Genomic DNA, 16328 nt, shown 5'->3' on the forward strand with positions numbered 1-16328 from the left:
CGGGGCTGGTGGGAACGCAGGTCGGTCCGGATCACGGACGACGCAGCGCGTCGGCCGCCGCGGTGGCGGCGGGGCCGGCGGCCAGCTCGGTCTCCAGCAGCTGCTTGCCGAGCAGCTCCGGGTCCGGAAGCTCCATCGGGTATTCACCGTCGAAGCAGGCGCGGCAGAGGTTGGGCTTCTGGATCGTCGTCGCCTCGATCATCCCGTCGAGCGAGATGTACGAGAGCGAGTCGGCACCCAGCGACGTGGCGATCTCGTCGACGGACATGCCGTTGGCGATGAGCTCGGCGCGGGTCGCGAAGTCGATGCCGAAGAAGCAGGGCCACTTGACCGGCGGGGACGAGATCCGGATGTGGATCTCGGCGGCACCGGCCTCGCGGAGCATCCGGACCAGCGCGCGCTGGGTGTTGCCGCGGACGATCGAGTCGTCGACGACCACCAGGCGCTTGCCCTTGATGACTTCTTTGAGCGGGTTCAGCTTCAGCCGGATGCCCAGCTGACGAATGGTCTGCGAGGGCTGGATGAAAGTCCGGCCGACGTAGGCGTTCTTGACCAGGCCGGCGCCGAACGGGATACCGCTGGCCTCGGCGTAACCGATCGCGGCGGGGGTGCCGGACTCCGGTGTCGCTATGACCAGGTCCGCCTCGACAGGGGCCTCGGCGGCGAGGCGCCGGCCCATCTCGACGCGGGAGAGGTAGACGTTCCGCCCGGCGATGTCGGTGTCGGGGCGGGCCAGGTAGACGTACTCGAAGACGCAGCCCTTGGGCTTCGCTTCCGCGAATCGGGAGGTGCGCAGACCGTTCTGGTCGATGGCGACGAGTTCGCCCGGCTCGATCTCGCGGACGTAGCTGGCGCCGCAGATGTCGAGGGCGGCCGACTCCGACGCGACGACCCAGCCGCGCTCCAGGCGGCCGAGGACGAGCGGTCGGATGCCCTGCGGGTCCCGGGCGGCGTAGAGGGTGTTCTCGTCCATGAAGACCAGCGAGAAAGCGCCGCGGACCTCGGGAAGCACCTTGGTGGCGGCTTCCTCGATCGTGAGCGGTTTGCCCTCCTCGTCGGTCTGCCCGGCGAGCAGCGCGGTCACGAGGTCGGTGTCGTTGGTCGCGGCGACCTGGGTGGCGCGGCCGTCCTTGCGCGGCAGGTCGGCGACCATCTCCGCGAGCCGGGCCGTGTTGACCAGGTTGCCGTTGTGGCCGAGGGCGATCGAGCCGTGCGCGGTGGCACGGAACGTCGGCTGCGCGTTCTCCCACACCGAGGCACCGGTGGTGGAGTAACGGGCATGACCGACCGCGATATGGCCCTGGAGCGACCCCAGAGACGTTTCGTCGAAGACCTGCGAGACCAGTCCCATGTCCTTGAAGACCAGGATCTGCGACCCGTTGCTCACTGCGATGCCCGCGGACTCCTGTCCACGGTGCTGCAGGGCATACAGTCCGAAATAGGTGAGCTTGGCGACCTCTTCGCCGGGAGCCCAGACACCGAAGACGCCGCAAGCGTCCTGGGGGCCCTTCTCGCCGGGGAGCAGGTCGTGGTTGAGTCGTCCATCACCACGAGGCACGCCACCGAGTGTAGGCGAGGTCGACCACTGGTCCGAATTGGGGACGGGCCCCGCACCGGCGCCCGGAGCCGCCCGGACGTGCGCGGACGCGAAGCGGGAAGTCCGTTTCCGGGGGGTCTCGTTGATCACCGGGAGTGATCACCGCTCGATCCCGGAGAACGGCCCCTGGGCGGCCTGACCGCCGGAGCCCAGCACTGCGGCCTCTCCCGGCCGACGGGGGTGCCGCGGCGACCGTCGGCGGCCCGCCCCGTCCGTCGCTCTGGGTGAGGCGGGCCCGGAGGCGGGCGGAGGCCCACTCCGGGCGTCCGTTCCGTGGCGAGCCTCACACTGCACGGCGCCGCAGACGGGCGCCGAGGACCGTGCCGACGCTCCGAGCGGCGCTCCGAGTCCGGATAGCGGTACGCCCGTCCGTACCGCGAGACGATCATTGACACGGGCACGTCCAGACGGCAGGCTCCGGGGCCATGCAGCCCCTCGGTGATCTCTCGGTCACGCTCGTGGAGCGCCGCCACGTCGATCTGGGACGCCTGGCGAGCGCCATCTGTCGCTGCTCCTGAGCGCCCGCGCCGCCGAGCTCCTGAGTCCCCGGACCCAGGGACGCCCGGGCTCGTGAATCCCTGAGCGCGCTGCCCGCACCGCATGTGCGGGCCCCCTCGCGTACCCCTCGGCAGTGGATCCCTCCCGGGCCCACCCGTGCCGTCGGGTGTCCGCACCGCCTTCCCCCTCTGCTTCCCGCCCGCTTCCGTACGGGTCCGGGTGCGCCCGTGCGCGCCCGGCTGCCCCGCGGAGGCCCCGTGCCCGGAGTCGCCATGTCTTCCGCCCCGAACCAGAACGAGAACCAGAGCCGCAACCAGGGCCAGAACCCGGACCGGAACGCCGGTGCCGACGGGCCGTCCGGTTCGCTCTCCCGCCGCGCCTTCGGCACCGCCGTCGGCGCGACCGCCGCCACCGCGGCCGTGGGACTGTCGGCCGGACCCGCGTCCGCCGCCCCGGCCGGCGCGTCGCCGAAGCCGGACGCCGGGGAGAGGCCGTTCCGGGCGGCGCGCGGCAGGCACTCCCGCCGTCCCAACATCCTCTACATCCTCGGCGACGACCTCGGCTGGGCCGACCTCTCCTCGTACGGCGCCCCGCACATCAGGACGCCGAACCTGGACCGTATCGGCCGCCAGGGCGTGCGGTTCACCGACGCGTACGCGGGCTCCGCCACCTGCTCGCCGACCCGCTTCAGCCTCTACACCGGCCGCTACCCGGGGCGCACCGCGGGCGGGCTCGCGGAGCCGATCGCGGACCGGTCGGTGGGGCTGGAGCCGACCCACCCGACGCTCGCCTCACTGCTGCGTTCCACCGGTTACGCCACCGCGCTGATCGGCAAGTGGCACTGCGGTTACCTGCCGGACTACAGCCCCACCAAGTCGGGTTGAGACGAGTTCTTCGGCAACTTCGGCGGGGCGCTGGAGTACTACTCCAAGCTCGGCCTCGGCGGCGAGTACGACCTCTACGAGGGCGACGCCGAGTACAAGGACCTCCGCTACTACACGCGCATCCTCACCGAGCGGGCGAGCGAGTACGTCCGGCGTGACCACGACAAGCCGTGGCTGCTGAACCTCAACTTCACCACCCCGCACTGGCCGTGGATCGCGGACGGCGACACCGAGGAGAGCGCGGAGGTCGTCCGGAAGATCAAGGCGGGCAATGCCGCCGCCCTGTTCCACAACGACGGCGGGTCGGTCGAGAAGTACAAGGAGATGGTCGAGGACCTCGACCGTTCGGTCGGAAAGGTGCTCGACGCGCTGAAGAAGTCGGGTCAGGAGGAGGACACTCTGGTCTTCTTCGCCAGCGACAACGGCGGCGAGCGCTTCTCGTACCAGTGGCCGCTCTCCGGCAACAAGAGCTCGCTCCAGGAGGGCGGCATCCGGGTGCCGGCGGTGCTGCGCTGGCCGGTCCGGATCGACGCCGGACAGGTCAGCGACCTGCCGGTGTTCTCGCCGGACTGGACCGCGACGCTGCTGGAGATCGCGGGCGCCCGCCCCGCCCCCGCGTACCCGCTGGACGGCACCAGCCTCGGCGGCTATCTGCTGCGGGGCGAAGAGGTGCCGGAGCGCGAGCTGTTCTGGCGGGTGCGCGGCGAGCGCGCGGTGCGCCGGGGCGACTGGAAGTACTACCGGGGCAAGTCCGGCGGGGACCAGCTCTTCAACCTGCGCGAGGACCAGCGCGAGCAGGCGAACCGGGCCACCGAGGAGCCGGAGTTGCTGGCGGAGCTGCGGGCGTTCTGGGAGCGGACGGACGCGGAGCTGCTGCCGTACCCGGCGAGCACGGGCACCTCGCCGTTCTGATCCCGCGTCCCGGCGCACGCCGGGACCCGTTCCGCCCTCTCTCACCGGACCCGTCCCGCCGCCCGTACCTGACACCGGGCGGCGGGACGTTCCTGCCGGTCAGCCCCTCACCTGCCGCTCAGCCCATCAGCGGCAGCAGCCCCGCGAGATCGGCGCGTTCCCCGCTCGCGGAGATCCGCGCCGCGTCCCGTTCCCCGGCCCAGCCGGCCCGCCCGGTGGCCAGCCGGATCCAGGTGAGCGGGTCGGTCTCCACGACGTTGGGGGGCGTGCCGCGCGTGTGCTGGGGCCCGCCGAGGCACTGGACCACGGCGAACGGCGGGACGCGCACCTCCACCGAGCCGCCGGGCGCCCGTTCGGCGAGGGCGTCCGCGAGAAGCCGGGTGGCGGCGGCCAGGGCCTGCCGGTCGTACGGGATGTCCAGGCCGGTCGCCGCGTTGAGGTCGTCGGTGTGTGCGATCAGCTCGACGGTCCGGGTGACCAGGTAGTCGCCGAGGCGCATCGAGCCGGTGCGGGTCGGCAGCAGCCGGTCGGGGTCGGCGGGGCCCACCACTGCCTCGAAGCGGGCCGCGACCTCTCCGTACAGAGCTGCCGGTCCGGGGTGGGCGGCGGCGAGCGCGCGGACGTCCTCGTCGATCTGCTCGGCTCGCGCCGCCGTCGAGAACGGCCACTGGACCAAGGTCAGTTCCGGCTTCGCGCCGCGCGGCTCGGGCAGCTCCAGGTTCCGGCACACCGCCGAGAGCGCCTCCGTGAGGTGGACGGCCAGCTCCCGCACGGTCCAGTCGCCGAGCCGGGTGGGCAGCGCGAGTTGATCGCCGGTCAGTCCCGCGACCGCCTGCCCGACCAGCGTGAACTGGGCCAGTACGGCGGTACGGGTGCGGACGGGGTCGTAGCGGCGGGCGCGCTTGCGGGACGGCGGCATGGCAACGAGCGTACGGCTTCGAGGGGCGCCGGACACCGGCCCGCGGGGCCCGCCCTCGGACAGCGCGATGCCCCCGCCCGGCGGGCGGGGGCATCGGCGTACGTAACGCAGCAGGGAGACTCAGGCGAGGAGCGCCGGAATCGTGCCCTCGTGTGCGGTCCGCAGCTCGCTCAGCGGGATGCTGAACTCGCCCTGGACCTCGATCTCGTCACCGTCCACGACACCGATGCGGGTGACGGGCAGACCTCGCGCGCCGCACATGTCGTTGAAGCGGAGCTCCTCGCTGCGAGGCACCGAGACGACCGCGCGCCCCGCCGACTCGGAGAAGAGGAAGGTGAACGCGTCCAGGCCGTCCGGGACGACCAGCCGGGCGCCCTTCCCGCCGCGCAGGCAGGACTCGGTGACCGCCTGGACGAGACCGCCGTCGGACAGGTCGTGCGCGGCGTCGATCATGCCGTCGCGCGACGCGGAGATCAGGATCTCGCCGAGCAGCTTCTCGCGGCCCAGGTCGACCTTGGGCGGCATCCCGCCGAGGTGCTGGTGGACGACCTCGGACCAGGCCGAGCCGCCGAACTCGTCGTGCGTGTCGCCGAGCAGGTAGAGCAGCTGCCCCTCCTGCGAGAACGCCACCGGGGTGCGCCGGGTGACGTCGTCGATCACACCGAGCACGGCCACGACCGGCGTCGGGTGGATCGCGGTGTCACCGGTCTGGTTGTACAGCGAGACGTTGCCGCCGGTGACCGGGGTGCCGAGCTCCAGGCAGCCGTCCGCGAGACCGCGGGTGGCCTCGGCGAACTGCCACATGACGTCCGGGTCCTCGGGCGAACCGAAGTTCAGGCAGTCCGAGATCGCGAGCGGCTTGGCACCGGAGGCGGCGACGTTGCGGTACGACTCCGCCAGCGCGAGCTGCGCACCGGTGTAGGGGTCGAGCTTCGCGTAGCGGCCGTTGCCGTCGGTCGCCATGGCCACGCCGAGGTTGGTCTCCTCGTCGATGCGGACCATGCCGGCGTCCTCGGGCATCGCGAGCACGGTGTTGCCCTGCACGAACCGGTCGTACTGGTCCGTGATCCACGTCTTCGACGCCTGGTTCGGCGAGGAGACGAGCTGGAGGACCTGCGCGCGCAGCTCGGCGGCGTTCGCCGGACGGGCCAGCTTGCCGGCGTCGTCGGCCTGGAGCGCGTCCTGCCACTCGGGGCGGGCGAACGGGCGGTGGTAGGTCGGGCCCTCGTGGGCGACGGACCGCGGCGGAACGTCCACGATCTGCTCGCCGTGCCAGAAGATCTCCAGCTGGGAGCCCTCGGTCACCTCACCGATGACGGTGGCGATGACTTCCCACTTCTCGCAGATCTCCAGGAAGCGGTCCACGTGCTGCGGCTCGACGATCGCGCACATGCGCTCCTGCGACTCGCTCATGAGGATTTCCTCGGGCGAGAGGGAGGAGTCGCGCAGCGGCACGGTGTCCAGCTCGACGCGCATCCCGCCGGAACCGGCGGACGCCAGCTCGGACGTGGCGCAGGAGAGCCCGGCGCCGCCGAGGTCCTGGATGCCCGCGACGAGCTTCTCCTGGAAGATCTCCAGGGTGCACTCGATGAGGAGCTTCTCCTGGAACGGGTCGCCGACCTGGACGGCCGGGCGCTTGGCCGGGCCGGTCGACTCGAAGGTCTCGGACGCGAGGACCGAGACGCCGCCGATGCCGTCGCCGCCGGTGCGGGCACCGTAGAGGATGACCTTGTTGCCGGGGCCGGACGCCTGGGCGAGGTGGATGTCCTCGTGCTTCATCACGCCGATGCAGCCGGCGTTGACGAGCGGGTTGCCCTGGTAGCAGGCGTCGAAGACGACCTCGCCGCCGATGTTCGGCAGGCCGAGGCAGTTGCCGTAACCGCCGATGCCCGCGACGACGCCCGGCAGGACGCGCTTGGTGTCGGGGTGGTCGGCCGCGCCGAAGCGCAGCGGGTCGACGACCGCGATCGGGCGGGCGCCCATGGCGAGGATGTCGCGGACGATGCCGCCGACGCCGGTCGCCGCACCCTGGTAGGGCTCGATGTACGACGGGTGGTTGTGGGACTCGACCTTGAAGGTGACCGCGTAACCCTGGCCGACGTCGACCACACCGGCGTTCTCGCCGATGCCGACGAGCATCGCGTCGTTGGCGGGGACCTTCTCGCCGAACTGCTTGAGGTGGACCTTGCTGCTCTTGTAGGAGCAGTGCTCGGACCACATCACGGAGTACATGGCGAGCTCGGCGCCGGTGGGACGGCGGCCCAGGATCTCGCGGATGCGGGCGTACTCGTCCTCCTTGAGGCCGAGTTCCTTCCAGGGCTGTTCGGCGTCCGGGGTCTCGGCCGCGTGCTTGACCGTATCCAGGCTCATGCGTTGACCAGCTTCTTGATGATCGAGGTGAAGAAACCGAGGCCGTCCGTGCCGCCGGTGCCGATCAGCGGCTCGACCGCGTGCTCGGGGTGCGGCATGAGGCCGACGACGTTGCCGGCGGCGTTGCTGATGCCGGCGATGTCACGGAGCGAGCCGTTGGGGTTCACGTCCAGGTAGCGGAACGCGACGCGGCCCTCGGCCTCCAGCTCGTCGAGCGTGCGCTCGTCGGCGGTGTAGCGGCCGTCCATGTTCTTCAGCGGTACGGAGATCTCCTGGCCGTCCGCGTAGTCCGCGGTCCAGGCCGTCCCCGTGTTCTCCACCCGCAGCTTCTGGTCGCGGCAGATGAAGTGGAGGTGGTTGTTGCGCAGCATCGCGCCGGGCAGCAGATGCGCCTCGGTCAGGATCTGGAAGCCGTTGCAGATGCCGAGGACCGGCATGCCCGCCTTCGCCTGCTCGATGATGGTCTCCATCACCGGCGAGAAGCGGGAGATGGCTCCGGCCCGCAGGTAGTCGCCGTAGGAGAAGCCGCCCGCGAGGACGACCGCGTCGACCTGATGCAGGTCCTTGTCGCGGTGCCACAGCGACACGGGTTCGGCCCCCGCGACCCGGACCGCGCGCAGCGCGTCCTTGTCGTCGAGGGTGCCGGGGAAAGTGACGACGCCGATACGAGCGGTCACTTCGCGGCCTCCTCGGACTCCACCTTCACGACGAAGTCCTCGATGACGGTGTTCGCGAGGAAGGTCTCGGCGAGTTCGTTGATCCGGGCCAGGGCGGCGTCATCGACCGGCCCTTCGACCTGAAGCTCGAAACGCTTCCCCTGGCGAACGTCGGCGATTCCCTCGAAGCCGAGACGGGGCAGTGCGCGCTGCACCGCCTGTCCCTGCGGGTCGAGGATCTCCGGCTTGAGCATGACGTCGACTACGACGCGTGCCACTGGCACTCCCAATGGTGTGGTGCGGCTGGGTCTCCGGGGGGTTCCCCAGACCCCGGCGGGTCCTGTCAGCGTACCTGCCGGAAATTTCTACGCGGGTAGACAAGGATCCTCGGATCACGTACGGATATCGATCACCACTGGTTCGGGGAAAAGTCCGGGGAAAAAATCAGTACCGATTGCGGACGGACACGCGAAACAATTGAGCGGGCTTCACAATGCCGTACCACCGCTGTACAAATGATTACCGAGGAAAGCAACACGGCTCGAAGAACACCGGAAGACCGACGCCTCGGGATCGGGCCGGAGCCCGCGAGCCCGGCCTGATCCGACGACACAACCCCAGGCAGCCGGAAGGCCGGCGGCCGCGCACGTCAGACGCGCGGGCGCCGCAGGAAAGGACCGATATCCGTGGCGCAACGCGTAGTGGTCACGCTCTCCGACGACATCGACGGAGGACAGGCGGCGGAAACGGTTACTTTCGCCATCGACGGGAAGTCCTACGAGATCGATCTCAATCCCGTCAACGCGAAAAAGCTGCGGAAGACGCTGGCTCCGTACGTGGCGGCCGGCCGAAAGCAGACAAAAGCCGGAAAGCACGGCAAGACCCCCGTTTCCTATCACCACACCTCCCTCGCCCCCGACCCGGCGGCCGTCCGCGCGTGGGCGCGGTCGCACCAGCTGGACGTGCCGGCCCGGGGACGCATCCCGAAGAGGGTCTACGAGGCGTTCGAACAAGCGAGTTGAGCGAGGGGCAGAACACGGTGGCGGCACCCGGAGGTCCGCAGGGACCTCCGGGGCGACCGCTGCGGAGCGTCACCACGACATCGGCGGGGGAGCCGACTTGCGCTTCACCCCTGGAGTTCGGATAGAGTCTGGATCACGCCAAGGGGCAAGGCCGAAAGGCCCCAACCACAGCAGCGTGCGGGTGTAGTTCAGTAGTAGAACACCCCCCTTCCAGGGGGGAGGCGCAGTGTGCGATTCCTGTCACCCGCTCTGCATCGCTTTCCGACCACTCCGGTGGATCGGGTAGAGTGGTGCTCGCGCCGCCCGGTGAAAGCCGAGCGGAGGCAATGCGGACGTAGCTCAGTTGGTAGAGCGCAACCTTGCCAAGGTTGAGGTCGCCAGTTCGAACCTGGTCGTCCGCTCCAAAAGAAAGACCCCGGTCGATTTCGACCGGGGTCTTTCTCGTGTGCGCGGGATGCGTGCGCGGGGCCGGGGCCGACCCTTTTCCTTTCGGGGATCCGGTTCTCCTCGGCCGTCGTCCGTGTCCGTGCCCGTGCCCGTGCCCGTGTCCGTCATGACAGATGTCATGCGGGGGGGTGACGGCTCGCACTGCCGCCGGGCCCCCGCCCCGGCCAGCCTTGAGTGCATGACCAGAGACGACGGCCACGACGGCATGCCTGCCCCTGCCGGTACGGCGGTGATCGAGGCCCACGCGGTGCGACGGCGGTACGCGGACGGCTTCGAGGCCGTCTCGGGGATCTCCTTCTCCGTACCGCGCGGGGAGCTCTTCGCCCTGCTCGGCACCAACGGTGCCGGGAAGACCTCCACGGTGGAGCTGCTGGAGGGGCTCGCGGTGCCGGACGCCGGGACCGTACGCGTCCTCGGCCACGACCCGTACCGCGAGCGGGGTGCCGTCCGGGCCCGGACCGGGGTGATGCTCCAGGAGGGCGGTTTCCCGTCCGACCTGACGGTGACCGAGACCGTACGGATGTGGGCCGCGTGCACCAGCGGTGCCCGGCCCGTCGGGGAGGTGCTGGAGCTGGTGGGGCTGACCGGCCGCGCCCGGGTCCGCGTCAAGCAGCTCTCGGGCGGTGAGCGGCGGCGCCTCGACCTGGGGCTGGCCCTGGTCGCCCGCCCGGAGGTCCTCTTCCTGGACGAGCCGACGACCGGGCTCGACGCGAAGGGCCGGCGCGACACCTGGGAGCTCGTCAGGAGCCTGCGGGACGGCGGCACGACCGTGTTGCTGACCACGCATCACCTGGAGGAGGCCGAGGCGCTCGCAGACCGGCTGGCGATCATGCACGGTGGCCGGATCGTGGCCTCCGGGACGACGGCCGAGGTCACGGCCGGGCAGCCGGCCCGCATCAGGTTCCGGCTGCCCGAGGACGTCCCGGCCGGCCGGCTGCCCGCGGGCCCGGGGGGCCCGGACCGGACGGTGGTGGGCGGGTGGGTCGAGATCCGTACCCGCTTCCTCCAGGAGTCGCTGGGCACCCTTCTCGGCTGGGCGGCCCGTGAGGGCGTCGTCCTCGACGGGCTCGAGGCCCGGTCCGGGTCGCTGGAGGAGGCGTTCCTGGAGATCGCGCGTACCGGGGGCGGGGAGGTTCCCGGGGGCGCGGTTCCCGGGAGCCCGGAGGGAACCGGGGCACGACGGACGCAGGGGGCGGCGGCATGAGCATCACCACCACGTCGGGCATCTCCACCACCCGCACCACGGCGGGGCGGCGGCTGATCGCCCTCGCCCGAGCCGAGTTCGCACTGCTCGCCCGGAACAGGACGGCGGTCTTCGTCGCGCTCCTCATGCCCCTGGCGATGACGGTCGCCCTCAAGTCCTCGCTGGACCGGGTCGATCTCGGACCCGCCGGGATGTCCGTCGCCGGGGCCGCGCTGACCGGCGGGATCGGGGCGGCGCTGATTCAGGTCGTCCACATGAACCTCGTCTCCACGTACGTCGCCCGGCGCGAGGAGCTGGTGCTGAAGCGGCTGCGGACGGGAGAGATCCGGGACCTGGAGATCCTCGGCGGGACGGCGCTGCCCGCCGCCCTTCTGCTGCTCGCGCAGAGCGCGCTGATCGTGGCGGTCGGCGGGGCGGCGCTGGGTCTGGGGGCGCCGGAGCGGCCCGCCCTGCTGGTGGCGGGGCTGCTGCTCGGCTGCGTCCTGCTCGCCGGGCTCGCGGCGCTCACCTCGGCCGGTACCCGCACCGTGCAGACGGCGCAGCTCACCACCCTGCCGTTCTTCCTCGTCTCCGGAATGGGCTCGGGGCTCTTCGTCCCGCTCGCCGTGTTCCCGGACCGTCTCGCCGCCGCCTGCGAACTGCTGCCGCTGACCGGGGTGATGACCCTCGTCCGCGCCGGATGGCTGGGCGGCGGGTCCGGCGGTGCGCTGGTACGCGCGACGGTCGCCGCTCTGGCCTGGACCGGCTTCGCCGTGTTTGCTGGGCGGCGGTGGTTCCGATGGGACCCGCGGCGCTGACCCACGGCGGCGACGGCACGGGGGACGGAGAAACGGTGATCCGGCGTACGAGGGAATGGCGGCGCCGCTGGCAGGGGCGCGGCCGGCTCCAGCGCATCGACCTCTACCAGCGGGCGACCCTGGAGACGATGCCCTGGTTCTTCCTCCTCTCCTGGGGCCTCGCCCCGCTCGCCGCGGACCTGCGCCACGACCCGCTGCACTGGGCGCTGGGCGGCCTGTTCACCCTGGTCTGCGCCGCCCAGTGCGCGTACCTGCACCGGACCCTGCTCCCGGCCCACCGGTCCTACCTGGGCCGGGGCGCCTTCCCCGCCCGCGGTCTGGCCGTCCCGGTGGCGCTGCTCGCTGCCGGGCTCGGGCTGCTCGTGGCACTGGCCGCCACCCACGGGATCGACGGCGACGGGCTGACGATGTTCGCCCTCGACCTGCCGATCGCCTTCGTCACCCCGTACGTCCTCCTCGTGCCGGTCCGCCGCTTCCTGCTGCACTGCCTGGCGTACGCGGCGGTGAGCACCGGGCTCTTCGCCGCGGTCGGGGTGCGGGGCGGGACGCTGGCCGGGGTGGCGGGCGCGGGGCTGCTCAGCGGCCTCCTGATGCTGCTGGCGGTGCGGCCCTCCGCGTGGAGTCTGAGCGTGATGTGGCAGGCGGAGGAGGCCCGCGACCTCCAGGCACGGCTGGCGGTGGCGGAGGAACGGCTCCGGTTCGGCCGGGACATGCACGACGTGCTGGGCCGCAATCTCGCGGTGATCGCGCTGAAGAGCGAACTCGCCGTCGAGCTCGCCCGGCGCCAGAAGCCCTCGGCCGTGGACCAGATGGTCGAGGTGCAACGGATCGCCCGGGCCTCCCAGCAGGAGGTCCGCGAGGTCGTACGGGGATACCGGGAGGCGGACCTGCGCGCCGAACTCCACGGAGCTCAGGCGGTGTTGCGGTCGGCGGGCATCGACTGCGCGGTCGAGGAGGACCGGGCGGCGGCGGACCGGCTGCCCGCCGCCGCCGGATCGGCGCTCGGCTGGGTGGTGCGCGAGGCGACCACCAACGTGCTGCGCCACGGCGACCCGCGCCACTGCGTGATCCGGCTCGCGGCGGACGCGGGGACCGTGCGGCTGACGGTGGAGAACGACGGGGCGCCCGCCGCCCCTGGGCCCGGCCCTGTCCCTGCTTCCGGGGGCTCGGGCCTGCCGGGGCTGCGGGAGCGGCTCGCCGCGCTCGACGGCTCGCTGGACGCGGGGCCGGCCGGGGGCGGGCTCTTCCGGCTCACCGCCACGGTGCCGGCGGACGTGTCGGTGCCCTTGGACGTGTCGGCGCCTTTGGACGTGTCGGTGCCGGAGGGCTCGCTCATCGCGTGCGAGCCGGAACTCGTGGAGGAACGTTGACCGCCGCACCCGAATCCGCTGCTGCCGGGGCACCCGCGCCGGTGCGTCTGCTGCTCGCCGACGACGAGCATCTGATCCGGGGCGCCCTCGCGGCGCTGCTCGCGCTGGAGGACGACTTCGTCGTGGTCGCGGAGGCCGCGACCGGGCCCGAGGCGCTCGCCATGGCGCTGGCCCACCGGCCCGATGTCGCGGTCCTCGATCTCCAGATGCCGGGCGCCGACGGTGTGAGCGTGGCCACATCCCTCCGGGCCGAACTGCCCGGCTGCCGCACCATGATCGTGACGAGCCACGGCCGTCCCGGGCACCTGAAACGCGCGCTGACCGCAGGGGTGCGCGCGTTCGTGCCCAAGACGCTCAGCGCCCGCCGGCTGGCCGAGATCATCCGGATCGTGCACGGCGGAAACCGTTACGTGGAACCGGAGTTGGCCGCCGACGCGATCTCCGCCGGGGACTCGCCGCTGACCGCCCGGGAGGCCGAGGTGCTGGAACTGGCGGCGGACGGCGCCCCCGTCGCGGAGATCGCCGCGCGGGCTTCGCTCTCCCCGGGCACCGTCCGCAACTACCTCTCGTCGGCGGTCTCCAAACTGGGCGTGGAGAACCGTCATGCGGCAGTGCGTTTCGCTCGGGCTCAGGGATGGGTATAGTTGTCATCGCGCTCAGGCGCAGATGCGAACGTAGCTCAGCTGGTAGAGCGCAACCTTGCCAAGGTTGAGGTCGCGAGTTCGAACCTCGTCGTTCGCTCCACGTGAGAAAGGCCCCGGTCCTCAGGACCGGGGCCTTCTTCGTGTCCGGACGCCCCTCGGAGCCGTACCCCTTCTCCGGGGAGACGCAGTGCCGCCGCAGGGGACCAGCACAGCCGCAGGGGAGCAGCACTGCCTCGGGGGAAACGCACTGCAGGGCGGCAACGCACTGCAGGGCGGCAACGCACTGCAGGGCGGCAACGCGCTGTCTCCCGGAAGGCGCGCCGCTCCCGGACATCGCGCCGCCTCGTGCAAGTGCGCTCCCCGCCGCCCCCCGTGGTGGGGCGGCGGGGAGCGCGGGGGCGGGCTGCTTCCAGCTGCGGGGGCGGGCTACTTCCAGCTGAGGCCGGTCAGCAGCTCGTACGCCTCGATGTACTTGGCGCGGGTCGCGTCGACGACCTGCTGCGGCAGGGCGGGCGGCGGGGTCTCGCTCTTGCGGTCCCAGCCGGAGGCCGGCGAGGTCAGCCAGTCGCGGACGAACTGCTTGTCGTACGAGGGCTGGGCGTGGCCCGGCTCCCACTCGGCGAGCGGCCAGAAGCGCGAGGAGTCCGGGGTCAGCACCTCGTCGCCGAGGATCAGCTCCTCCGTGCCGTCCGCGCCGGTCGCCCAGCCGAACTCGAACTTGGTGTCGGCCAGGATGAGGCCGCGCCCGTGCGCGATGCCCCGGGCGCGCCGGTACACGTCGAGGGTGAGCTGCCGCAGCAGGGTCGCCGTCTCCACGCCGACGGTGTGCGCGACCGCCTCGTAGCTGACGTTCTCGTCGTGGTCGCCCACGGCGGCCTTCGTCGCCGGAGTGAAGATCGGGCCCGGCAGTTCGGAGCCGTCGACGAGCCCCTCGGGGAGGCCGATGCCGCAGACCGTGCGGGAGTCGTCGTACTCGACGAGCCCGGAACCCGTCAGGTAGCCGCGGGCCACGCACTCGACCGGGACCATCCGCAGCGCACGGCAGATCGTCGTGCGGCCCTCCCAGTCGGCGGGGGCGCCGGCCGGCACCTCGGTGGAGATGACATGGTTCGGCACCAGGTCGCCGAGCTGGTCGAACCACCAGAGCGACAGCGCGGTCAGCACCCGGCCCTTGTCCGGGATCTCGGTCGGCAGGACCCAGTCGTACGCGGAGATGCGGTCGCTGGCGACCATCACGAGGTCGCCCGCCTCGTTCCGGTACAGCTCACGCACCTTGCCGGTGTGCAGGTGGGTGAGGCCCGGAACCTGTACGGGCTCGGGCTTTTCTACGAAACCGGACACGCTGCCTCCGCGTAGGTTGATCCAAGGGTCGCGGGTCCGATTGTCCCGTATGCCGGTGCGGGCCCGCCGCGTGGGGCGGGCCGGAGGTGTACCCGCGGCAGGACCACACCCTGGCCCCGCCCGCCGAAGGCGCACCCGCGGCAGCCACGACACCCCGGCCCACCCGCGTCGGCGGGTCAGTCGCGCTTGCAGATCCGGTTCAGCAGGTTGGCCGTGGCCTGTTGGATGCGTGCGTCGGTGTGCCCGGGCCGGTCGAGCGCCGGCGACCAGGCGAACGTCCCGGAGGCGAAGACGAGAGCCCCGGACGGCGCCTGGTAGAGCGAGGTCTCCTGGTGGCGCCGGGCACCCTCGGAGTCCTCGTACGGCGAATGCGCGAGCAGGATGCGGCTCTCGTGCTCCGGCAGCGCCGTGCGCGGGAAGTACCGGTCGGCCTCGCCCGCCACCAGGCCGGCGATCTCCTCGCCCTCCTCGGCCCCCGTGCCCCGCCAGAGCCAGTGGTCGGCGTTGCGCACGATCAGCGGCGAGGGCTCGGGCACCCGGCCCGCGTACTGGATGCCGAGCAGCAGCTGCTCCGGTTTGTCGACCTCCCGCCAGAGCGCGGCCTTCCCCGGCCCCTGCCGCTTGCGGCAGGTGAGGAGGCGGTCGGGCACCCCGGACGGGGACGCCGAGAGCGACACCTGCCAGTACATGGTGTTGGCCGAGAGGAAGACCAGCGAGGTCCCGGTGTCCCGCGCCAGCTCCGCGGTGCGCCGCATCGGGACCGACCAGTACTCGTCGTGGCCGGGGAAGACCAGGCCCCGGTACCGGCCCGGGTCGACGCGGCCCGCGTGCAGGTCACGGGCGTCCGCGTAGGCGAGGCTGTAGTCGTACCGCTCCGCCCAGCGGATGAAGTCGTAGGCGTGGCCGACATGGAGCGGCAGCCCGGCGCCCGCGTACGGGCGGTCGAAGGAGACCGTCACCGCCGCCTCCTCCTCGCCCAGCAGTCCGCCCTTCTCGTCCCACGCGTGGTACAGGCTGGCGCCCGTCACGCCGTCCTCGGGATAGAGGTTGTACGCCTGCCACGTGATGTCCGGGAGCAGCAGCAGCAGATCGGCCGGGTGGTCGTCCCGGACCGTGAACGGGACGTGCGAACGATGGCCGTCGACGGTCGTCAGCACGGCGACATAAGCACCCACCGCCCACTCCGCCGGGATCTGCAGCCGCCAGGAAAGCCACCAATGGTGGCAGGAAACAGTCTTGTCGGCGGCGAGCGGAGCGGACTGCACGATCCCCGACTGGCGTGGCACGGTGGTGATCTTCCGGGCGCCGTCGCCGTCGTAGTGACCGATGCGGTAGATGTCGACGTAGAACGGCTGGGGCGGGTCGACCGTGATGTGGAAGTCGATCGCCTCACCGGGCGCCGCCGCCCCGGGCGACGCGAACCCCTTCACCTGCCGGCGCACGTCATCGGCGGTGCGCGGGCCGCCGCCGCTGCGCCCCAGCTCGGGATCGGCGTACCAGGGGACCACCTGCCCCGTGTCGTTGAGGTAGTTCTCGCTGTTGCGCAACCAGGGCAGCGGCCCCTGGCCGAACGGATCGCTCACGGCGTGCGCGAGGGCACCCGACTCCCAGCGGCTACTGTGCTCCGCCCCCATGACCGGCCCCTCCCTCACGTCCCCCGTACCACT

Annotated in this window: 13 protein-coding genes, 3 tRNA genes and 1 pseudogene; 10 read left to right on the plus strand and 7 right to left on the minus strand. The window is 71.8% G+C overall.

What is annotated here, in order from left to right; translation table 11 throughout:
• Positions 1-31: 31 nt before the first annotated feature.
• Positions 32-1558: an amidophosphoribosyltransferase gene (gene purF, locus ACFZAX_RS23470; RefSeq protein ID WP_390963932.1), complete on the minus strand. Its 1527-nt coding sequence runs from the start codon at positions 1556-1558 to the stop codon at positions 32-34.
• 464 nt (positions 1559-2022) lie between these two features.
• On the opposite strand from purF, the gene ACFZAX_RS23475 reads away from it, so the two are divergent.
• Positions 2023-2115, plus strand: coding sequence for a putative leader peptide (locus ACFZAX_RS23475; protein WP_327269069.1), 93 nt, complete (start codon positions 2023-2025; stop codon positions 2113-2115).
• A 252-nt stretch (positions 2116-2367) separates the two neighbouring features.
• A pseudogene (locus tag ACFZAX_RS23480) lies at positions 2368-3891 on the plus strand (sulfatase).
• A gap of 118 nt (positions 3892-4009) precedes the next feature.
• On the opposite strand, the gene ACFZAX_RS23485 reads toward ACFZAX_RS23480, so the two are convergent.
• The 4 genes from ACFZAX_RS23485 to purS form a co-directional block, all read right to left on the minus strand.
• A complete protein-coding gene (locus tag ACFZAX_RS23485) occupies positions 4010-4810 on the minus strand; it encodes a sterol carrier family protein (protein WP_390963934.1) in 801 nt (266 codons plus the stop codon).
• Between the two features lie 120 nt (positions 4811-4930).
• Positions 4931-7180, minus strand: a complete 2250-nt coding sequence (gene purL, locus ACFZAX_RS23490; RefSeq protein ID WP_390963936.1) for a phosphoribosylformylglycinamidine synthase subunit PurL — start codon at positions 7178-7180, stop codon at positions 4931-4933.
• Positions 7177-7857: a phosphoribosylformylglycinamidine synthase subunit PurQ gene (gene purQ, locus ACFZAX_RS23495; protein ID WP_390963937.1), complete on the minus strand. Its 681-nt coding sequence runs from the start codon at positions 7855-7857 to the stop codon at positions 7177-7179. The genes purL and purQ overlap by 4 nt, the downstream gene beginning before the upstream one ends.
• Entirely contained in the window at positions 7854-8114 is a 261-nt protein-coding gene (purS, locus tag ACFZAX_RS23500; RefSeq protein ID WP_266706271.1) for a phosphoribosylformylglycinamidine synthase subunit PurS, read from the minus strand. Before purS ends, purQ begins: the two co-directional genes overlap by 4 nt.
• Before the next feature lie 408 nt (positions 8115-8522).
• Here purS and ACFZAX_RS23505 point away from each other — a divergent pair, with 408 nt between their 5' ends.
• From ACFZAX_RS23505 to ACFZAX_RS23540, 8 genes are all read left to right on the plus strand, one after another.
• On the plus strand, positions 8523-8858 hold the full coding sequence (locus tag ACFZAX_RS23505; RefSeq protein WP_390963938.1) for a histone-like nucleoid-structuring protein Lsr2: 336 nt from the start codon (positions 8523-8525) through the stop codon (positions 8856-8858).
• Between the two features lie 177 nt (positions 8859-9035).
• Positions 9036-9107: transfer RNA gene (locus tag ACFZAX_RS23510), tRNA-Gly, on the plus strand.
• A 79-nt stretch (positions 9108-9186) separates the two neighbouring features.
• Positions 9187-9262: transfer RNA gene (locus ACFZAX_RS23515), tRNA-Gly, on the plus strand.
• 221 nt (positions 9263-9483) lie between these two features.
• Complete coding sequence (locus tag ACFZAX_RS23520) at positions 9484-10509, plus strand: ATP-binding cassette domain-containing protein (protein ID WP_390963939.1); 1026 nt, start codon at positions 9484-9486, stop codon at positions 10507-10509.
• Complete coding sequence (locus ACFZAX_RS23525) at positions 10506-11306, plus strand: ABC transporter permease (protein WP_390963940.1); 801 nt, start codon at positions 10506-10508, stop codon at positions 11304-11306. Before ACFZAX_RS23520 ends, ACFZAX_RS23525 begins: the two co-directional genes overlap by 4 nt.
• Positions 11288-12676: a histidine kinase gene (locus ACFZAX_RS23530; protein WP_390963941.1), complete on the plus strand. Its 1389-nt coding sequence runs from the start codon at positions 11288-11290 to the stop codon at positions 12674-12676. Before ACFZAX_RS23525 ends, ACFZAX_RS23530 begins: the two co-directional genes overlap by 19 nt.
• A complete protein-coding gene (locus ACFZAX_RS23535) occupies positions 12673-13320 on the plus strand; it encodes a response regulator (protein WP_390963942.1) in 648 nt (215 codons plus the stop codon). Before ACFZAX_RS23530 ends, ACFZAX_RS23535 begins: the two co-directional genes overlap by 4 nt.
• Before the next feature lie 24 nt (positions 13321-13344).
• Positions 13345-13420 (plus strand) — tRNA-Gly (locus ACFZAX_RS23540).
• A 326-nt stretch (positions 13421-13746) separates the two neighbouring features.
• On the opposite strand, the gene ACFZAX_RS23545 is transcribed toward ACFZAX_RS23540, so the two are convergent.
• Together ACFZAX_RS23545 and ACFZAX_RS23550 are read right to left on the minus strand one after the other, a co-directional pair.
• Positions 13747-14661, minus strand: a complete 915-nt coding sequence (locus tag ACFZAX_RS23545) for a phosphoribosylaminoimidazolesuccinocarboxamide synthase (protein ID WP_390963943.1) — start codon at positions 14659-14661, stop codon at positions 13747-13749.
• 176 nt (positions 14662-14837) lie between these two features.
• The gene (locus tag ACFZAX_RS23550; RefSeq protein WP_390963944.1) at positions 14838-16295 is read right to left on the minus strand and encodes a N,N-dimethylformamidase beta subunit family domain-containing protein; all 1458 of its coding nucleotides are present in this window, start codon (positions 16293-16295) and stop codon (positions 14838-14840) included.
• Between the last annotated feature and the right edge of the window lie 33 nt (positions 16296-16328).

Source organism: Streptomyces sp. NPDC008125 (assembly GCF_042957125.1).
In the GTDB taxonomy this organism is placed as follows: domain Bacteria; phylum Actinomycetota; class Actinomycetes; order Streptomycetales; family Streptomycetaceae; genus Streptomyces.